Consider the following 20,785-nt stretch of genomic DNA (forward strand, 5'->3'; position numbering starts at 1 on the left):
GTCACCACGAAACAAGAGGATGCGACATATGGAACGCAATGATTCTGTGATGACATCGGTCGAGGGTCTCAAGCAAGGCAATGAACTGGCTGCGCATGATCTCTGGAACCGGTACTTCAGTCAGCTTGTCGCATTGGCCAGAAACAAACTTCCCTTACATGTCAAACGCTCCTTTGACGAGGAAGATGTCGCACTGAGTGCTTTTCATAGTCTTTGTACCGGGTTGCAGGAGAGCCGGTTTCCGGACCTGGAAGACCGCGACAATCTGTGGGCGATTCTTGTGGTCATCACAACCCGCAAAGCGATGCGCCGCATGCGCACGAATACGGCATTGAAGCGAGGCGGCGGGGATCTTTTGGGGGAATCCGTTTTCATGAAACGTCCCTCAACCCGTGATTTTGGAATCGAAAATATTATCGGAGGAAAACCGACTCCCGAATTTGCGGACCAGTTGTGTGAAGCATCCACGCTGTTACTTGAAAGCCTACCCGACGAATCCTTCAAACAAATCGCTCAACTGAAACTGGCCGGGTATTCCGTTGATGAAATCGCAACTCAGACAAAACGCAGTCCACGTACCATCAATCGACGATTAAACTTGATCCGCAAAATCTGGAAAGAACACAGGTTTAAAAGTGCTGATGAATACGAATGACCCAGAATCACAGCTGTCCGTTCGCCAGCAACTGCTCATCGACGAAACGTGCGTCCGTTTTGAAGATCGGTGGCAGAGCAGCGATATGTTGCATATCGAGGAGCTGATTGCTGATGTCGAAGGGACCTTGCGTCTGCAACTTCTTGACGAATTGTTGCGGTTGGATTGGGGATTGCTGCGGCAGAACGGACAACGCCCCAGTCGCTCACAATACATCAAGCGATTTCCCGAATACTCGCAAGAAATCGACTCCCTGTGGAACAAGGATGTCAGGGAACTCAAGATTGGTTCTCGCAAGCAGGTGACCCCACCCCAAATGGCCAGGGTCACTCGTATTCAAAAAAAGCCGAAGGGGCTCGGCGTGCGCGCGGCTCGTTTCCGAGAAGAGCTTGAGGTCGACCTCTTCCCCTTGGTCCATTTAAAAACAACGGCAGCCAAGCAGCTGAAGCGACGAATCCGACTGGTCAAGCGACTCGAATTGCATCCCGGTGTGAGAAAGGTCGTGTCGGCGGATTTTCATGGAAACGGCACTTCGGCTAGGCTGGAGATGATCCCCGAGCAAACCCTGTCCAAGCTATTAGACGATCAGACTCAAGCGCAAACTCTCAAATCCATTTCCATCAGTTTTCAATTGGCATCGGTGCTCGTGGCTGGGCATTCAATCGGCCTGGTTCACGGAAATCTCAAACCGTCGAGCATCTACCTTCGAGCAGATGATTCCATCCTGATTGACTTTCTCGATGAGGCGTGCACTGCAGATGCTTCTGATCTTCAATTCCAAGGGACCGATGCATATTTCACTGCTCCCGAAGTCGCACAGGGTATGCGAAAAGCGGCGTCTGACGTTTATAGTCTTGCCGCAATTCTGACCTGGATGTTTCGAGCAGTCGCGAATGATCCGTCCGCAGCGATAACGTTCTCTTGCGACCGATTGGTAGAATGCTTGCCGCAGAATTCTCAATTCATCGCAGCCATCGATTCGTTGTGTGCAGCGATCGAACAGGGAAGGCATCCGGTTTCTTCCCAGCGTCCTACAGCCAGTGAAATGCTTGAACCATTGGGACAAATGGCGCAGCTGCTGGGCATCGATACGTCCGAAATCGAGCAGGCTTTGCTGAACTCCTGTGCCGGATCCACCGCTTCAGTGATTCAATCAATGTCGTGCTTTGCAAGCAGTCACACCAATCAGGTCGCCGCGATCGAGCTGGGCCCAGACTCTCGGCTCGGCCGCTATCGAATTTTAGAGAAGCTCGGTGAAGGCGGCATGGCAGAGGTTTATCGCGCCATCGACTCGGCTGATGAAAGCACCGTGGCGATCAAAATATTGAAACCGGACGTCGTTGGAGATGGTGAATCGCTGAGACGGCTCCGCAAAGAAGCAAGAATGCTGGGAGAAATTAGTAACCCGCATGTTGTGCGACTACTGGACATCCAAGAAGATGCGGGAGTCCGCTATATCGTGATGGAGTATGTCGCCGGCGACAATCTGCGCTCCCTCATCAAGCAGTCGGCACCCATGGATGAAATGACAGCACTGATGATCATTCGCGATGCAGCGCGAGGATTGGCTGAAGCCCATCGACTGGGGATTATTCATCGTGACATCAAACCTGAGAATATCCTGCTGGATAGCCAGAGCGCGTCGCAGTTTCTACAAGAGTCAGCAAAGAACAAGTTCAGTGACAGTTGCACCCTCCAGGCTTGTTCGGACTGGCAAGTCAAACTCACAGATTTCGGTCTGGCGCGGCACGTCGAACAAACGGAGTCGCTCAACATGACTCTCTCGGGCATGATCGTAGGAACGATTGCTTACATGTCGCCGGAGCAATTCGGAGAAGCCAACAAGATCGCTCCTGCCGCCGATGTTTATGCACTGGGAGCGACGCTCTTCGAAATGCTGACAGGCAGTCGCCCGTATCCGGCAGACAATCTCATGGAATTAGTCCAACTCCACAGTATTGGCCCGTTGCCAGACTTAACCCATTCCAACCCCTCTGCCACTCCTGAAATCGCTCAGTTCCTCCGACGGGCGCTGGCAAAAAATCCAGCGGAGCGTTATCTCGACGCCTCGCAATTTCTTGAGGACATGGAACGACTGTTGGATGGTCTACTAAAAACATCGCAACCAGTGGTTTCCTATTGAAACGCACTCAGTGGTTCGATTCAAATCGAAGCACTGTCGCTGAAAAAAAATAGACCGCCGACGTTGCTTAGAGTCAACGCCGGCGGCTATTACGACCATATACGAGGAATGGCCGTTTCGAGTTCGAGGGCGGTTTTTTTGAATTCGTGCAAGATCCTCATAGATCCCAAGCGGCCACAGGAGATCTATGAGCTGACCTTGTCCAAATTCGGAATCGAAGGCATCGATTATTACCGATCGAACAACTCGACTTCATCAACGCCAGAGAGACGATGTCTCTGAACGTTTGCCTCAAGCCATCGTTCTCTCTGCTAGCCGTATTGCGGCTGCATGCGAAGATGCCTTTTGGCTTTTTCTTTCGTGGTTAAGGTGCTTTGAATTTCTTCATAGGTAAATGCCCATCCGAGAAATCAAAACGCCAACTTTTTTAGAAAAATCTAAGATTTGACAAAAATATCCCAAGAGGGATCAGCAGGCGTAGGGAAGGCGCGCGGCACAACTCAATCACCGAGCAAGTGGAGACTCCAGCCGGCTGGCAGATCAGGCGTTGATCGAAATTTGGCGACGATCAGGGGCATTCCGGAGCTGCGAAATGACGGAGCAGCCATCTACCATGAAGCAAAACAATAGCGCAAAATCTGCTGAATTTGCGGATCCGATGATCATCGCAGAGCACGCATTCACCATTTGCCAGGCAGTCGCTTCCGGCGGAGCGCATAAAAAAATGCCGCCGGCGCATTCACGCCGACGGCACAAATTCAGCAGTTAATTAGGCACGTTTTGCAGCGACCCGTTTCACACGGCGCCAACGGTGGCATGCCAAACCGAGCACGCCAATGCCCAAAAGCACAGCACTGGATGGTTCCGGGACGGCTGGTGCAGGGTCGGGATCGGGACAATGCACATCGTGAAGGCAATCACCAAGTTCGTCGCAGTCCATGACGATTGATGTCGCAAGATTGAGATCAAGCAATGGGGTCCAGATGTCTAATCCGAGGAGGTTTTGAAAAACACCGCCGTCGGTTAAGAGCGTTCCGGTCGAGACAGTACCAATATTTAGGTTACCGGTTGCATCGGTGAATGCTCCAACATCAAAACCGATGAAGTAACTTTCACCCGGTGTCAGTTCGATATTGGGTGTGAAGGTGACTTCCGCAATTGACGACGGGATCGGCGTCAAATCACTGTGCCAAATCGGATTACCGTGCGGAAGACCCGACACCGTATCCATAACGATGGCACGAAAGTTTCCACCGTTGGCAACAGCCCCAACATTCAGCGTAAAAGATGAGAGGTTGCATTCGTCGGCGACGAATATTGAACCTGCTGCTTTCACTGGGTTGAGCAAGTTGTAACTGAGAAAGTCGGTGGGCAATCCAGTATGGATCAAGCCACCATAAGCGGACGTGGACATGGACGTGACTGCAGTAAGGACAGCGGCAACCAATAGGCTTCTCATGGGGTTCTCCTAATCGAATGAACCGTGGTGAAAATAGGTTGGCCGCCTAAATCCAATCTTGCGCGATGTCGCTACGCACCGCAAGAGAAATCTTTTCCATTTTGTGCATTTTCTCCATTTTGCATTTTGGCAAAAAATGCGCTCTCAACTTTTGCTAGAAAACTCCTTGAATACTCTCCTAAAAAGCTCGGCCCGCTCACATCTGCCGGTTCACTCTTGGTGTGCATTCTTAATGATGCACTAAGGCGACTAAAACATAAGGTCGACATAATTGGCGGTATTCCTATCATCGCATTGGCTCACCAAAACGATTGAGCCTCTCGTGAGGAAGTCATTGCCAATGCCGCATCGAAAGTCATCGCATGAAAGGCATTGTCCACCAAACCTTTCATCGATTCCTTGCTCTATAGTCGATAACATGCAGCAGTGCCTGGGGTCGGATCAATCGGCGGCAAGCAGAGCCGCTGAGTTGAGGTCCGGTCAAGTCAGCTAAGGCGGTCAGGAAAATAACGACTCGCATTCCTATCGACAGAAAGCATACTCGCAAGATGTCCAAGAATCCGGAACTCGCTCGACTTGCCGACCACGATGCTGGAACAGTCGATTGGAAACGTTGGGGAACATACCTCAGTGATCGGGCCTGGGGCACAGTCCGCGAAGATTATAGCGCCGACGGCGATGCTTGGAATTATTTCCCCCACGACCATGCCCGCAGTCGCGTCTACCGCTGGAACGAAGATGGTATCGGCGGGTTTTGCGATCAGAAACAACACCTCTGTCTCGCTGTGGGACTGTGGAACGAAAAAGATCCCATCTTGAAGGAGCGGATGTTTGGCCTGAGTAATCTGCAGGGGAACCATGGCGAAGACGTGAAGGAGTATTACTTCTTTCTGGATGGCACGCCGACGCACTCCTACATGAAGATGCTCTACAAATACCCGCAGGTGGAGTATCCCTACGAAGAACTGGTCGAGGTCAACGGAAACAGAGACCAGTCGCAACCGGAATACGAACTGTTTGACGCGTTGCACGATGAATTCTTGGCCAATCGCTATTTCGACGTGTTCATTGAATATGCCAAGGCGGGGCCTGAGGATATTCTCTGCCGCATCACCGCTGTGAACCGCGGACCCGATACAGCACCGATCCATATATTGCCACACCTGTGGTATCGCAACACCTGGTCCTGGGAAACGGATCAAACGCGCCCGGCGATTCAGCAAGTGGCGCCCGGCGTGGCGACGACCACACATCCGGAATTCGACACCCGCTCCTGGCAGATACGCGCCTCCGATGGTCAGTCGGTCGATCTGTTGTTCACTGAGAACGAAACCAATTTCAGCCGCATCGACAAATCCAAAAATCTCTCACGCTACGTCAAAGACGGATTTCACAACGCCCTCATCAACGGCGACAGCAGCGCCATCAATCGTGAGCGCGGCAGCAAAATGACCGGGCATGCCCATGCGATGATTCCGCCCGGCGAGGAATTTGTCGTCGAACTCCGCCTTGCACCGGAGTCATCGGCGGACCCGTTCGAGGATTTCGACGCCGTGTTCGCCGCTCGAATCGCCGAAGCGGATGAATTCTACGAGGCAATGCGACCGCCGACACTGTCTGACGATTCCCAGCTCGTGGCACGACAAGCCTTTGGCAGTTTGCTCTGGTCGAAACAGTACTACCACTTCGATGTGTACCGTTGGTTAAAAGGGGATCCCACGCAGCCGACGCCTCCCGAATCACGCTGGAAAGGCCGCAACTGGCGGTGGAAACAACTGCACAACGCCGATGTGATTTTGATGCCCGATACCTGGGAATACCCCTGGTATGCCTCGTGGGATTTGGCGTTTCATTGCATCGCCATTTCGCACATTGATCCCGCATTTGCGAAACAACAACTGTTGATGATGGGCTACGAATGGTACCAGCATGCCAACGGTCAGTATCCGGCCTACGAATGGAACTTCGACGACGTCAATCCGCCCGTGCTTTGCTGGGCGGCGTGGCGGGTCTATCAGATTGAATTGGAACAAAAAGGAACCGGCGACACCAAGTTTTTGAAGCAGATGTTCCAGAACGGCATGTTGAATTTCGGTTATTGGGTAAATCGCAAAGACGACAGCGGGCGGGATATTTTTGGCGGTGGTTTTTTGGGGATGGACAACATTGGTTGTTTCGACCGCGACAAACCGCTGCCCGATGGGGGAACCTTGGAACAGAGCGATGGCACGAGTTGGATGGCCCTCTACTGTGCGACCATGCTCAACATCGCCTCCGAACTGGCTGTCGAGGAACCGCTCTATCAAAACATGGCGGTCAAGTACTTCGAACACTTCCTCAACATCGCCCATGCCATGACCAACATGGATGGCGCTGGAATCAATTTGTGGGATACCGAGGACGAATTCTTTTACGACGTGATCTCGTTGCCCAGTGGAGAATCGATTCCGGTCAAAATTCACTCGATGGTCGGCTTGGTGCCATTGTTCGCTGTCTTTGTCGAGTCGGCGGAACGCGAGCAGGGAAAGGGATTGCAGAAGTTTAACGAAGCGGCAAAATGGTTTATTGGCAACCGGCCCGACCTGCTAAAAAACGTTGCACCGGTGAAGGAGGCTGGAAAAAACGGAGCGCACATCCTGGCGATTTTGTCCACAGATCGACTCACAGCGGTGTTGCGGCGGATGCTCGATCCGGAGGAGTTCTTATCGGATTACGGGATACGATCCGTCTCGCGTTACCATTTGGAGCATCCTTACGAATTCGATGCCGGCGGGCAGAAGTTTGAGGTCAAGTATACGCCGGCTGAGTCCGATAGTCGGTTATTCGGCGGCAATTCCAACTGGCGGGGCCCGATTTGGTTTCCGGTGAATTACACCATCGTCCGTTCGCTACACGAGTTTTCACGCTATTACGGTGACGACTACAAAGTCGAATGTCCGACCGGTTCCGGTGTCTGGATGAGTCTCGACGAAGTCGCCGGCGAACTGGCGCAACGGTTATGCAACATTTTTCTGCGCGACGCAGCGCAAGACGGACGCCGGGCGGTGTTTGGCGACAACGACTATTTTCAAACGGATCCCCACTGGCGGGACTACGTCCATTTTTCGGAATACTTCAACGGCGACACGGGTGCCGGTGTCGGTGCGAGTCATCAAACCGGTTGGACGGCCCTGGTCGTTTCGTTGCTCTATGAATATTGGAAACAACATGAGCGCGGTTGAGACGACGGTCGGTCGCTCATCACCGATCGGTGCGACCGTTGAGAACGGTGGGGTGAATTTTTGCCTCTACTCCAAACATGCCACGGGCGTTGACCTGCTGTTGTTCGACAAGGCAAACGACGCCCGCCCCGCGCAGACGATCACGCTCGATCCCGCATCGAACAAGACCTACCATTACTGGCATGTCTTTGTGCCGGGAATCGGAGCGGGACAACTGTACGGCTACAAGGTCTCCGGCCCCGACGAGCCGACCGCAGGGTTACGGTTTGATACGACCAAGCTGCTTGTCGATCCCTATGCGCTAGCGACGGCAAATACTGAAAACTACGACCGCGCCCGAGCCGCCGACGATGGTGACAACATGGCCGTCGCCATCAAGAGCGTGGTCGTCGATCCGGCGGACTATGATTGGGAGGGAGACGAGCCGCTCAACCGACCATTTATTGACGAAGCGATTTATGAACTGCACGTGGCGGGTTTTACGCAGAATCCTAACTCCGCTATCGCTGCAAAGAAGAGGGGAACCTTTGCGGGACTGATCGAGAAGGTTCCCTATCTCGTGGAGCTGGGCATCAAGACAGTCGAATTGATGCCGGTTCAGCAATTCGACCCGCAGGCCTCCCCAACCGGCACCAATTATTGGGGCTACCAGCCATTGGCTTGGTTTGCTCCACACCAAGCATACAGTTCACAGCCCGGTGTGCTGGCGGCGGTTACAGAATTTCGCGATCTTGTCAAAGCCCTGCATCGGGCCGACATCGAAGTCATACTCGATGTGGTGTTTAACCATACGGCCGAAGGAAATACGAGCGGACCAACGTTATCGCTGCGCGGCATCGATAATCCCACGTACTACATTCTCGATCCCGCCAACCCCGCGAACTACGTCGACGATACAGGCTGCGGAAATACCGTGAGCGGCAACAAATCGGTCGTGCGGCGAATGATTCTCGATTGCCTGCGACATTGGGTCGAGCACATGCATGTCGACGGGTTCCGCTTTGATTTGGCGGCGAGCCTTTCTCGCGGCGAGGATGGCGAGCCGTTAGCGCATCCACCCATTTTGCTTGATATTGAGGTCGATCCCGTCTTGGCGGGAACCACGATCATTGCCGAAGCCTGGGATGCAGCCGGGTTGTATCAACTCGCCCATTTTGGAACCGACCGGTGGGCGGTCTGGAACGGGGCATTTCGCGACCACGTTCGACGATTTCTCAAAGGCGACACGGGAACCGTCGACAAACTGGCCGACAACCTCGTCGCCAGCGCTAATTTGTTCCACGAGCCGGATCGTCTGCCCAACCGCAGTGTGAACTTCATTACGGCCCACGATGGATTTACGCTCAACGATTTGGTCAGCTATGAAGAGAAACACAACGAGGCCAACGGCGAGCAAAACCGCGATGGGTCGAACGATAATTTTAGTTGGAACTGCGGCGCTGAAGGAATCACCGATGATGCCACCATCGAAGCTTTGCGGCAGCGGCAGAGCAAGAATTTTCTAACAATTCTGCTGATGTCCGAAGGACGCCCCATGTTGGCCATGGGGGACGAAGTCCGACGTACGCAACAGGGCAACAACAATGCCTATTGCCAGAATAACGAGATTTCCTGGTTCGACTGGGATGATGTCGACCGGCACGCGGACATCCGCAGATTTGTCGGCAAGTTACTTCATTTCCATCAAAACTTGGTGATTTTCCGGGATCACATATATTGGGGACACAACGGAAACAGTATGATTCGCTGGCACGGCGTGCGATTGGGAGAGCCTGATTGGGGCGAAGATTCGCACGCCATCGCCTATGAATTAACGCACGATGAGACCGGAGACCATGTGCACGTGATCCTCAATGCATATTGGAAGCCACTCGATTTCCAGTTACCCCCCACGGCGGCAGGACGTGAATGGCGGCGAGTGGTTGATACCGCGTTCGAGTCGCCGCAAGATTTTTGCGACCCGCCGGCCGTGCTTCCCAACGGCCAGTCACAGTACGCCTGTCAAGCGCGGTCGTCGGTCGTGTTAGTGAGTGTTACGGTTTAACCTGCGAGAAGGAGCGGACGCATGGCCGAGAACTACGATGTGATCATCATTGGCAGCGGTGCTGGGGGCGGAACTCTGGCCCGCCAACTTGCGCCCTCCGGCAAAAAGATATTGATTTTAGAACGCGGCGGCTGGCTGAAACGCGAACCGGAAAACTGGTTGAGCGAAGAAGTCTTCGTCAAAAACCGCTATGTCTCCCCCGACATTTGGCACGATAAAAACGGCAAGCCCTTTCAACCCGGCGTGCACTATTTTGTCGGGGGCGCGACCAAAATGTATGGAGCTGCCCTCTATCGGTTGCGCGCCGAGGACTTCGGCGAGCTGCAACACCAAGACGGACTCTCCCCCGCATGGCCGATTTCGTATGACGAATTAGAGCCGTACTACACCCAAGCCGAGCAGATGTATCAGGTGCATGGGGCCCGCGGCGAGGATCCGACCGAGCCGCCGGCCAGCGCGCCGTACCCGCATCCCCCCGTATCACACGAACCACGCATCGCACAATTGGCTGACGATCTGACCCAGGCTGGATATCGGCCGTTTCATTCCCCTTGCGGCATCATGCTCGACGAAACACGCATGCCCTTTAGCCGCTGCGTCCGCTGCATGGATTGCGACGGCTTTCCCTGTTTGGTGCACGCCAAAAGCGATGCCGAGGTGCTCGGCGTGCGGCCGGCGCTGGAACATCCCAACGTCACCTTGCTCATCGATGCCATGGCCCTCAAGTTGGAAACCAATCCCGCCGGCACCGCCGCAACGGGCGTCGTCGTGGAGCACGCGGGCCAACAAGAAGTCTTTCAAGCCGGCACGGTCGTCGTTTCTTGTGGAGCGGCCAACTCGGCAAAACTGCTGTTGATGTCGGCCAACGACAAACATCCCCGCGGCTTAGCGAACGGCTCCGATCAAGTCGGCCGGAACTATATGTTCCATAACAGCCAAGCCGTATTGGCGCTCTCCAAAGAACCCAACCCCACGGTCTACCAAAAGACACTGGGCTTGAACGACTTCTATTTTGGCATGGAGGGTTACGAGTTTCCCATGGGGAATATTCAAATGGTGGGAAAATCTCAGGCCCCCATGTTCCGCGGCGAAAAGCCGATCGAGACCGCCCTGGCGCCGCAGTGGACGCTGGAAATGGTCGCCAAGCATTCCGTCGATTTTTGGTTGTCGACCGAAGACCTCCCACGGGCCGACAACCGCGTGACGGTCGATGCCGCAGGAAATATCACGCTCAATTACACAAAGACCAACCAACTCTCCGCGGAGACGTTGTATAAAAAACTCAAGTCGATGCTCAATAGCCTGGGCATGCACGAGCATTTGATTCCCCGCAATCTGTATATGAAAAACGAGATCGACATCGGCGGCGTGGCCCATCAAGCAGGCACATGCCGTTTCGGCAACGACCCTAAATCTTCGGTGCTTGACGCCAACTGCAAAGCGCACGAACTCGACAATCTGTACGTCGTCGACACCAGTTTCTTCCCGAGCATCGGCGCCGTAAACCCCGCGCTCACGGCAATGGCCAACGCGCTGCGGGTGGGGGAACATTTACTCCCGCGGCTCTGATCCACCTCGCTTTTGTCTTCTGACCAGCATGACCTTTCAAAAACCAACAGACTCCGACTCAAGGATAGGGGAACATTCAGTATGAGCTTAAAAGGAAAAGTCGCCATCGTCACCGGCGGCAACAGCGGCATCGGACTGGCGATCGTTTTGGAATTGGCTCGGCAAGGTGCCAATATAGTGATCGATTACATCTCGCACCCCGAAGCAACCGAGGCGCTGGAAAAACAAGTCGTCGCGCTGGGCGATCAAGCCATTGGTGTCGACGCCGACGTCAGCAAAGTCGCCGACCTGGAGAAGCTGGTCGCCGCTGCGGTCAAGCAGTTTGGTCGGGTCGATATTATGGTCAATAATGCCGGTGTCGAAACACGAACGTCGGTGCTGGACACAACGGAAGCCCAATACGAGAAGGTCCTGGAGATCAATCTGAAAAGCGCGTTCTTCGGCACGCAGATCGCCGCCAAGCAAATGATCAAGCAAGGCGACGGCGGACGCATTATCAACATCACGTCTGTGCATGAAGATTGGCCGATGCCCGGCAATACTGCCTATTGCCTCGCCAAAGGGGGCATGCGGATGCTGACCCGAACCGCCGGTGTGGAGTTGGCGCCGCACAACATTTGCGTTGTTGGCGTCGGACCGGGAGCAGTGGCCACGCCGATTAATCTCTCCACAATGACCGATCCGGCCCTGATGAAAAAGCTGGACGATGCGATTCCACTCGGCCGCATGGCACAGCCGGAAGAGATCGCCTCTGTCGTGGGCTTTCTTGCCGGCGACGGCGCTAGCTATGTGACAGCCACCACGGTGTTCGCCGACGGCGGCATCAAACAAAGCAGCCCTGGTTTGTAAGACCAGGGCTGATGTCTTGCCGATGCTGACTGAAGGGCGCGGGCTAATTCAAGGGAGGCAGTCCGCCGCCATTCAGCGGCGATTGGAGGTTGCCTGCTTCACCAGCGGGCGTCTTGGGCTTAGCCAGTTCGTCCCGGTGCAGGCGGATCTTCTTGAAGTCCTCTTCGGAGATCACATAGTACCAATCAGCGAAGCGGCGGTTGAGTTCTTCCACCTCTTTACGCCCCTCCTGAGCCTTCTTCTCATAAGCGGCCAGGTCGGTCTTGTACTTCGCCATCGCCTGTTCGTATTCCGCTTGCGCTTTGGCGGCATCGGCGGCGGCTTGTTCGGCAGATTTCTCCGTCGGCTTGTCCGCCTCTTTTTCTTTCTCAGCGTCCGCGTCCGCATCGTCGGCCGGTGTGTCGTCCTCAGACTTCGCGTCCTCAGGTTTCTCATCCGTTGCGTCTGCATCGGCCGGTTGATCGTCGTCCGCAGGAGCCTCTGGTTTTTTGTCGTCTTCTTTTTCTGCCGGCGGTTTATCGTCCGTTTTTTCTTCGGCAGCAGGTTCCGCTGGTTTCTCCGGTTCAACCGGCTTGGGACCTAAAGCCGCTTCGTCGAAACGGGCAAAGGCGAACAAGAACCGCCCCTGCAGTTTCTCTTCTTCGACTTCCGGCTTGTCATCGTTCGCCTTGTCAGCGTCATCGCCCTCGGCCTTTTTCTCGCCGTCCGCCTTGGCCTGTTTGGCATCCTTTTCAAGACCCGCTTCGATCTCCAGATCCGAACCGGTGAAGATCTCGCCAAACCGCAGCACGTACTCCACACCCTTGTTGGTGGTGACGACCAGTTCGCCTTCGTTCGATTTTAAGCCTTGTTCGGTCGGAAAGAATCCGCGGCTAATCAAGTCGTTGAACGCCTCCCGCGTGCGGGGTGCGGCATCTTTGCTCAACTTCAGGTCGTTGCTCAGCCCTTCAGGCTTGGGACGCACGCCGATGAGTTTCAACTCATCCATGGCAGAGATCATCGCAGTGACCTTCGCCACATCCAGTTCCTGCGTTTCGGCGTCCAGGCCGGCCAGCGTCCAGGGATCGCTCGCCTTCGCATGCGAAAGCTCGCTGGTTTCTCCCTCTTTCAACGTACCGCTATTTTCGTCGATCGAATAATCGTGAATCACCACCGACGTCAGTTCGTCGCGATTCATCTTCAACAAATCGGTTTCCACCCAATCGGAGAACTTCGTCGACAAGTCGACATCCATTTTGGCAATGTAAACGGCGTTGGAGCCCTCTTTGCGGACGTAGTAATACCCGTCGCGGCCTTCCACCTGTTTGCCGATGATGAAGTCGACCAGCTTGTTCCCGTCGGCGTCTTTGAGGATTAACCGGTCGCCGCGGCCTTTGAGTGTTGGTGCGTCATCATCCAGCGGATCGACGACACCCAGTGCTTCGTGGCTGTCAACCAATTGGCTTTGGAAACCGTCTCGCTTGATGCCAATTAGCGACGCCGCCGTATTGGCCAACCGCTCAGCGGCATCGGCGGGATAGTCGTTGTGCGAGGGAATCGACCAGACACCATCTTTGTTTTCCACAATGAATTGCTGCCGACGAGCCGTGTCTTCATTGAAGACCACCACCGACAGCGAAGCTGCCTTGGTGGAATCCTTAAAGTCGGGGTAAAACTCGCTGCCCAAGTTCATATCGGCCAAGGGGTCGTTGATTGTTGGCGCGGCAAATACCGCCACCAAGAGGGAAACGACGGCCACACCGACAAACGCTAATGTTCGTAGGGTTTCGTTCATGTTCCAGCCTCGCAATTCCTAGATCTCGCGACTTCTAAGCCGCGACGCAGATGTTGAAGTTGTATTCCGTCTGTTCCCGTGTCGTCTGGCAATAAACGCCGTCGACCGTTTACCAACCGATGTTATGCGTGTTTGCCGACGTCGCGCACCAGACGCTCCGGGACGATCGTGTTTCGTTCATTGGTGACGCGGATGCACAAAATGATAATTCCCAACACCAAAGCGGGAATCGGCGGCAAGAGAATCGCCCACATTTTAATGCGTCCCTCGATGGCCGAAATTTCACGTTCCGTTTCCCGTTTTTCCTGACGGACCTTCTTTTCCTTGGCATTTTCGATGTTGACCTTATCCACGTCCAAACGTTGTTGAAGTGAACGCTGTGTCATTTGAATGCGAATTTGCTTGTCTTGCGCGTCGAGCGACGGATCGTTGCGAATTTTTTCGACCGCCTCGTTCAGCTTGGCGTTGGCCTCTTCGAGTTGCTTCTCCGCATCCTTGTTGGCCTCTTCCGTTTCTTGTTGCAGTTTTTCCACAAACGTTTGCGTCCGCGCTTCCACAGTCGTCAAAGTCCGGTGCTCAGCACGGCGCTTTCGCAAGGGGATATACTCTTTGTCCCCGGCCAATTCATCAACCGCATTCAGCACAAACGTCACGTTGTCCAAATTCAAATCGTACATCTGCCGATCACGAATTTGGAAGAACATGTTGGAGATAATGTCCATGTCGGCGATGAAGACCACGTTCAGGCCTGCTCCCACGTCCGAGGTGATCCGTGCCGCCAGATAATAGTCCGTATTCGCGTCGATGATCCGTTTCGGATTCGGCAGCATCTGCGGGCCGAACAACGGGTGGTTGCTGATCAATTGGTCGAATGGCAACACACCGGTCGACGATCGAGCGGAGCGGATGAGGGGAATGAACTTGGCTTGGCTGCCCTCGCGCGGCCGGATGGAACCGGGCCACAGCAACAGCGTTTCCTGCAGGCCCTTGCTGACTTCGCTTTCGTCACTGAAGGGCGCCATTTCTCCTTCGCCATTCCGTTCGGTCACAAACACCAAATCGGGTTGCACAACGCTGGCGAATTGCGGGTGCGGATTGACCAAATCAAACACCGACTGCCCCTTGTCCCAGGCAATGCCCAATTCGTTGAGCAGCAGGTTGATGTCTCCTTTGGGAGGCCCCGGTTGGCGTTGGCCGAACATGCCGCCACCGCCAGGACTTGGTTTGGGAAGCTGCGCCGCCAATTGCGGGTTGAACGCCGGCATCGGGTCGTCGAAGATCAACGTTGGTTTACCCGACTTCACGTAGTCGACAAAGTTTTTCATCTGCGGCACCGTCAACGACGACGGCAGCGGGGCGATGAGGACATCAAAATCCCCCGTGATCGGGCCATCGGGCGAGACATCCACCACGTCATATTGCTTTTTCAATTCGGTCACGATCCGCCATTCGGGATCGCTGGAGAAGCTTTGCATATTCATGCCGCCGGCGATTTTGGCGTCGGTCGTCAAAATGCCCACCTTGCGGCGTTTGGTCTCAGTCACGGTGCCAATCGACCGCGTCAATTCGTATTCAATCGGCGTCCCCACGTCGAACCAGGGAATCACCACTTCATCATCCACACCACCGGTGACGACCGCTCCTAAAAAGACCGAATCAGTCACGACCTTGCCCGCACGTTCGGTTTGTACTTCACGGGCGCTGATGCCGAATGTCCGCGCTTCGTCTGCTTCGGGTGAAAACTGTTCGGTGTTGACAATCCGCACGTCGAGTTGATCGCCGGCCGCCTGATCATACTGTCGCAACAACCCCAACAACGTGGTGCGGACCGGGACATATTCACGAGGAACTTCCGGGCTGATGAACGCCTGGATCAAAATCCGACGTTTCTCCGGCAGTTCCGACAGGACCTTTTTCGTCGTCGGTGAGATGCTGTAAAGCTTTTCGGAGGTCACATCTTCACGGACGTTCCAATTGGCAAAGACCACATTGGCGCTGATCAAAATGACTGCCAAACAGATCGCCCGGGCGGCGAACTGCCAACCCATTTGCGTCCCTTTGGTGCCACCGGCCCAATGCCGTCGAGCGGCCATCACCAGGTTCAGATACAGCATAAAGATGCAGATCGAGACAAAATACAATAGGCCGCTCAGCGGGATCATGCCCAACCCAAAGTCGCGGAGTTGCTCCGACAAACCCATATTCTGAAACAGTCGGCTTGCCGAAAGGTGGCGGCCCAGAAAATCAGGCAGAATCGCACCGATGCGGTCGCTGAACACCGGAATCGCGCACAGCACGGCCCCGATCACGAATGCCACTGGCGTGCTGCTGGTCAAAATCGAGGCGAACATGCCGGCCGACAATAAAGCGGCTCCTGCACACCAGTACCCCAAATAGTTGGCAAACAATTGTCCCACGTCGGGGTGTCCCAACATGAACAACACGACCACGTGCGACAAGGAAAATGCCAGTGCCACGCTGTAGACCGCCAGCACGGACAGATATTTACCCAGTACGATTTCCCCATCGGAGGCGGGCAGCGTAAACAGCAACTCATCGGTTCCGGTTTTGCGTTCATCCGCCCACGCACTCATGGTGATCGCCGGCACGATGAACAGCAGCAACAACGGAAAATACTGGTTGAGTTGATCGAGGCTGGCGATGTTGTTGGCGAAGAATTGGTCGCTAAACGCCAACACCGATCCCAAGGCCACGAACACCACGATGAACAAATAGCCGATCACTCCTGAGAAGTAGCTCAGGAAATTCCGCTTGAAGACAGCGAAGATGACATGCTTCCTCAAACTCATGAAACATTACCTCTGCCTGGATAGAGTCGATTTTTCGACAGTTTGATGCGTCGCCATTCCCGCGGCCGTTTTCGTCCGAATTCTATGAGAACTGGTGCCGAGGGATGTCGTGGTTGGATGCTGGGGTGTGGGGTACCGACGGATGGTTACTGGTTTTCGTCAAGCCGCTGTGGTCGTCAATTCGCGGAACTTGGCCTCCATGTCACCGCCGGCTGCCATCTCTGCCACGGTGCCGTCGAAGACAATGCGACCATTGAAGATGAACACCACGCGTCCCGCGATTGCTTCGACTTCTTGCAAAATGTGCGTCGACAGCAAAATTGTTTTTGTCTCGCTTAAACGAGTGATCAAATCGCGGACCTGATGGATTTGATTGGGATCCAGCCCGGCGGTCGGTTCGTCAAGAATCAGCACCTCTGGATCATGCAGCAGCGCCTGTGCCATGCCGACGCGCTGCCGATATCCTTTGGAGAGTTTACTAATTGCTTTGCCGTAAACGCCTCCCAGGGCACATTGTTCCACAACGTAATCCAGCCGGTCCTTCAATTGCTGCCGTTTCAGCCCGCGGGCTTCTCCCATGTATTTCAAAAAGCTTTGCGGCGTCATTTCCGCATACAGCGGACCGTTTTCCGGCAGATACCCGATCATCTTGGCCGCCGCCATGCGATCTTCAAGCACGTCGTGGCCGCCGATTTTTGCTGTGCCGTGTGTCGGCGCCAAAAAGCCGGTCAAGCACTTCATGGTGGTGGACTTCCCTGCCCCGTTGGGGCCGAGAAACGCCGCCACCTGACCGCGCGGTATCTGAAAGCTCACATCCGAAATCGCGGCGAACGGCCCATAAAACTTGCTCAGGCCGATTGCCTCAATCACTGCCGAATTCTCGGGTTTGTTCATGATTTATCGTTGCAACGCTAAAGGTCATGGTAAAAGATGGTCTGATGATCAACAGCAGCGCGGCGGATCATTGGCGGATCACCCAGCAACGGCGTCCAACCCCTAGTACGCAAACGTGATCGTACGTAAACGTCATCGGACGCGAACGTCGTCAATCGTCTTCGGCGAATCGCATGAGCACAACACGCTACCTTCCGCACCCCAAAGCGGCTCGTTCGGTGGACCAAAAACTGTCCCAGAGACGCAAATACGAATTGCTCGTAGCACAATCTTTACCGATCCAATTCTCCCCTGTCCAGTCAACTGCCGGGAAAACCGCGACCGCTCGTGTCGGGAACCTAGGACCGCTCACCAGGTATAAGGCATTACGAATGGAATGCCGCGAGTGTTGGCAGCCGTTTTTGGTGAGATCTCAGATTTTGTTGCAATCCGTGCTCCAGTACCGCCGCACGTACATAGCGATGCGTGCGGCGGACCGCTCGCATTCAGCCGTCGCTGCCGTTCTTCGCTGAGTTGTTCACCCACTCAACGTTAAACGATTTTTTCAAATCCTCGCTCCATTCGTAGAGCACAACTTGCTGGGCGTGGACTGCCAGTTCGTCATACGGTGTGGACATAAATGCCCGCAGTGCCGGATGCGTGAACTTGTTCTCTCTCATGAACTGACCGCCGTCGACGTCAGGATCCGCTAAATCACGCTGTTTGATCCGTACAACGTAGTACGCCGAGAGATCTCCGCTGGAAGCCACCCCGACATCGAAGACCCCGAGTTCATCAAAAACGGTCTTCATGAACGTCTCATCGGCGACAGTCACCCGCGTCTGATCGGCAATCGCAGCCGCGAATGAGACCTCCGAAATCGTCGGCGGAGGACGACGGGCCATCGGGCTGGGGTTAACATTTTCCGGTTGATACAGCCAAGCAAACGAGATCGTCTCGCCAACAGGTGTTCCTTCGGGAAGTGCCTTGGCCAGTTCTTTGTTTCCAACCGATTCGGCCAAGCTCTTGGCATGTGCTTCTGCCAATTCACGGGCTTTGGCCAGCTTCCAAGATTTCAACACCTCGTCCCGCACATCAGCCAACGAAGCTGGGACGTGGTCCGCACGGTCCTGGACCTTCCAGAACAAAAAGCGGTCACTGTTGATCGTCCCTTCGACGTCGTACGGGCCATACAAAAGTTGCGAACTGAAAGCCAATTGAATCGTCGAGGTTCGCGGCTGACCGGGAAGAACCACGCCCCCTGCTTGGCGGCTGTCACCAATCGAGTCTTCAATCGATGCTTCGCCATCCTCATTCCGGCCCATGTCAAAGAGTTCCTGCGCCGAGACCAGACCGGTCGAGGCATACGCAGCATTGAATTTCTTGCCCAGTTTTTTCAAACTTTCCGCAGCCTTCGGGGCTTCCGCCGCGGCATTTTTTTCCGTTTCAGCTTGAAGTTCCTCGCGCGTCTTCTGGTTTTCGAAATCGTCATCGTCGAACGATTCTTCGGGGTCCGTATTCGGCAAATGCAGGTCGACAAGATCCTCCATCTGCTCCACGATTTCTTTAGCCAGACGATCCAATTCCGCCCGCGTCCGCTCATTCTCCAACTCCGTACGGATCTCGTCTTTCAAACCTTGGTCTAGTTCCCGATACTTTACTTCCGGCTTCGTTTCCGGCTGTTCCGTCCCTTCCGGGGCGGGGTCACCTTCGGCGGGATCCGCCTTCGCGGGTTCGTCGGCCGGTGCGGTCAATTTGGGTTCTGTTGTTTCAGCTGCCGGTTCTTGAGTCGGTTCAGCCTGCTTGGGTTCATCGTCCTTCGCTGCAGGTTGCTCCTCAGGAGTCGCCTCAGCAACGGGTTCGTCCGCAGCGGGCTCTTCAGCGGCAGGCTCTTCTGCAGCTGGTTCCTCATCGGATGCGTCTTGCGCGAATGCCGTCAATGCCACCAACGTACCGAGCGAGCTACCGGTTCCGCCGCTGGGGAGCAGTGACGATTGATCATCACTCTTCTCTTCGGCTGCCGGTTCCTCAGCGGCTGGTTCTTCAGCGGCCGGCTCTTCGGGTTTGGTTTCTTCGGGTTTGGCATCGTCAGCCGCTGGAGGAGTCTCTTCCTTGGCAGCAGGAGTCTCCGCATCGTCGGTCTTCAACGCAGGCCCTTCGGCTGGTTTCTCCGACTCTTCTGCCTTGGGTTCCTCTGTTTTAGGTTCTTCTGCCTTTGGTTCTTCCGTCTTGGATTCGTCCGTTTTGGGTTCTTCGGTTTTAGGTGCGTCGGTTGCTGGTTTGTCTGTTTTGGGGGCCTCCGGCGCGTCGAGTGTTGGCCCTTCTCCATCAAAGCTGAACGGACTGTCTCCGTCCAGCGTCGGTGTGGGATCGATGACGTACTGAATGTCCTTGTTCGCCTCGTAGTAGGCAACGATGTCCTCATCCGTCACTGACTTTGACTCTTCGATTTGCTTACGCACATCGGCGAATCGCAGGGTCAAGTACTGCAGTTCCACTTTGCGGGGCTGCTTAAACCCGGGGGAGAAATCTTCGCGGCTCGTGACAGCAAAATCGTCTTTGTAGGTGTCGAACCATTTTTGCAGATCGGCATCGGAAGGTTCGGGAACCTCTTTCACAAAGTCCTCGACAATCACCGGCGAGATTTCCATCACCTGGGCAACTTGCAGTTTTTTGTAGATGTCCCAGTATTGCTCCGGCGCCAACGGTGCCCGCGGCGACAACAACTCGCGCGCGGTCCGGGACCGCAATTCGCCACGAAGGGCATTGAAAATATCGTTCTGGCTGACATGCATTTCGCTAACGATGTCGCGAAAATCATTGGTGCTCAGTTTGCCATCGGTGAATTGGCGGATAAAGTCCTGCACCGTGCTGTCGGCCACCGTGATGCCGATTTCATCCGCTTTTTGTGTCAGCAAATACCCAAACAGCACGTCTTTTTGGATGTCATCGCCAGGACCGTGCCGGAAAAACATTTGTTGGATCTGGCGAAAATCGATTTCACACACGGTCGCGGCCCGTTGAATGAACCGGTTGGCCAATTGCCGTTGCCGTACCAAGGCATCGATGTCGCTTTTATTCAAATCACCCGCCGATGTTTTGACAACGACCTTGTCCTGCAAGCTCGGGCCTTGCATCGAACGCGACAACGAATCCGCGATGACAAATGCGAAAACCGCCAATAGCGTCAATGCCACCATCAGCGTTTTTTGGTACTTGCGAATTAAGGCAAACGGTGATTTCATGCTAATTTCCTGATGAGTCGAATTCGCGCTGGTAAACGTTCGAAACACGCGTCGCAGGACTGGCGACCCGTTGCGGGGAACGATTGTTTTCGCCGATGTGCGCGACTGATTTCGTAGATTTCTTGTTCGGTATTTTTGCTGCC

Annotated in this window: 12 protein-coding genes; 6 read left to right on the forward strand and 6 right to left on the reverse strand. The window is 54.6% G+C overall.

The features are described from left to right. Window positions 1-28: 28 nt before the first annotated feature. Together Mal52_RS22425 and Mal52_RS22430 are read left to right on the forward strand one after the other, a co-directional pair. Window positions 29-655: an ECF-type sigma factor gene (locus tag Mal52_RS22425; protein ID WP_197533414.1), complete on the forward strand. Its 627-nt coding sequence runs from the start codon at window positions 29-31 to the stop codon at window positions 653-655. Continuing rightward, window positions 642-2,798, forward strand: a complete 2,157-nt coding sequence (locus Mal52_RS22430; RefSeq protein WP_145378758.1) for a serine/threonine-protein kinase — start codon at window positions 642-644, stop codon at window positions 2,796-2,798. The genes Mal52_RS22425 and Mal52_RS22430 overlap by 14 nt, the downstream gene beginning before the upstream one ends. Window positions 2,799-3,567: 769 nt before the next feature. Here the strand turns inward: Mal52_RS22430 and Mal52_RS22435 are convergent. Beyond that, entirely contained in the window at window positions 3,568-4,257 is a 690-nt protein-coding gene (locus Mal52_RS22435; protein WP_145378759.1) for a PEP-CTERM sorting domain-containing protein, read from the reverse strand. A 71-nt stretch (window positions 4,258-4,328) separates the two neighbouring features. Further along, window positions 4,329-4,526 (reverse strand): hypothetical protein, encoded by a 198-nt coding sequence (locus Mal52_RS22440; RefSeq protein ID WP_145378760.1) that lies wholly within the window; start codon window positions 4,524-4,526, stop codon window positions 4,329-4,331. Between the two features lie 279 nt (window positions 4,527-4,805). On the opposite strand from Mal52_RS22440, the gene Mal52_RS22445 reads away from it, so the two are divergent. From Mal52_RS22445 to Mal52_RS22460, 4 genes are all read left to right on the forward strand, one after another. Next, a complete protein-coding gene (locus Mal52_RS22445; RefSeq protein WP_145378761.1) occupies window positions 4,806-7,478 on the forward strand; it encodes an MGH1-like glycoside hydrolase domain-containing protein in 2,673 nt (890 codons plus the stop codon). Beyond that, window positions 7,465-9,522, forward strand: coding sequence for a glycogen debranching protein GlgX (gene glgX, locus Mal52_RS22450; RefSeq protein WP_145378762.1), 2,058 nt, complete (start codon window positions 7,465-7,467; stop codon window positions 9,520-9,522). The genes Mal52_RS22445 and glgX overlap by 14 nt, the downstream gene beginning before the upstream one ends. A 21-nt stretch (window positions 9,523-9,543) precedes the next feature. Next, the gene (locus Mal52_RS22455) at window positions 9,544-11,091 is read left to right on the forward strand and encodes a GMC oxidoreductase (protein ID WP_145378763.1); all 1,548 of its coding nucleotides are present in this window, start codon (window positions 9,544-9,546) and stop codon (window positions 11,089-11,091) included. A gap of 81 nt (window positions 11,092-11,172) precedes the next feature. Further along, window positions 11,173-11,940 (forward strand): SDR family NAD(P)-dependent oxidoreductase, encoded by a 768-nt coding sequence (locus Mal52_RS22460; RefSeq protein WP_145378764.1) that lies wholly within the window; start codon window positions 11,173-11,175, stop codon window positions 11,938-11,940. A gap of 43 nt (window positions 11,941-11,983) precedes the next feature. Here the strand turns inward: Mal52_RS22460 and Mal52_RS22465 are convergent, their stop codons facing one another. The 4 genes from Mal52_RS22465 to Mal52_RS22480 all read right to left on the reverse strand — a co-directional run bounded on the left by Mal52_RS22465 (window position 11,984) and on the right by Mal52_RS22480 (window position 20,642). Beyond that, window positions 11,984-13,714, reverse strand: a complete 1,731-nt coding sequence (locus Mal52_RS22465) for a DUF4340 domain-containing protein (protein WP_145378765.1) — start codon at window positions 13,712-13,714, stop codon at window positions 11,984-11,986. Window positions 13,715-13,836: 122 nt separating this feature from the next. Beyond that, a complete protein-coding gene (locus Mal52_RS22470) occupies window positions 13,837-16,524 on the reverse strand; it encodes a Gldg family protein (protein WP_145378766.1) in 2,688 nt (895 codons plus the stop codon). Between the two features lie 159 nt (window positions 16,525-16,683). Then, the gene (locus Mal52_RS22475; protein ID WP_145378767.1) at window positions 16,684-17,418 is read right to left on the reverse strand and encodes an ABC transporter ATP-binding protein; all 735 of its coding nucleotides are present in this window, start codon (window positions 17,416-17,418) and stop codon (window positions 16,684-16,686) included. A 485-nt stretch (window positions 17,419-17,903) separates the two neighbouring features. Then, window positions 17,904-20,642 (reverse strand): hypothetical protein, encoded by a 2,739-nt coding sequence (locus tag Mal52_RS22480; protein ID WP_145378768.1) that lies wholly within the window; start codon window positions 20,640-20,642, stop codon window positions 17,904-17,906. Window positions 20,643-20,785 lie beyond the last annotated feature (143 nt).

It is taken from the genome of Symmachiella dynata (genome assembly GCF_007747995.1).
Classification (GTDB): Bacteria; Planctomycetota; Planctomycetia; order Planctomycetales; family Planctomycetaceae; genus Symmachiella; species Symmachiella dynata.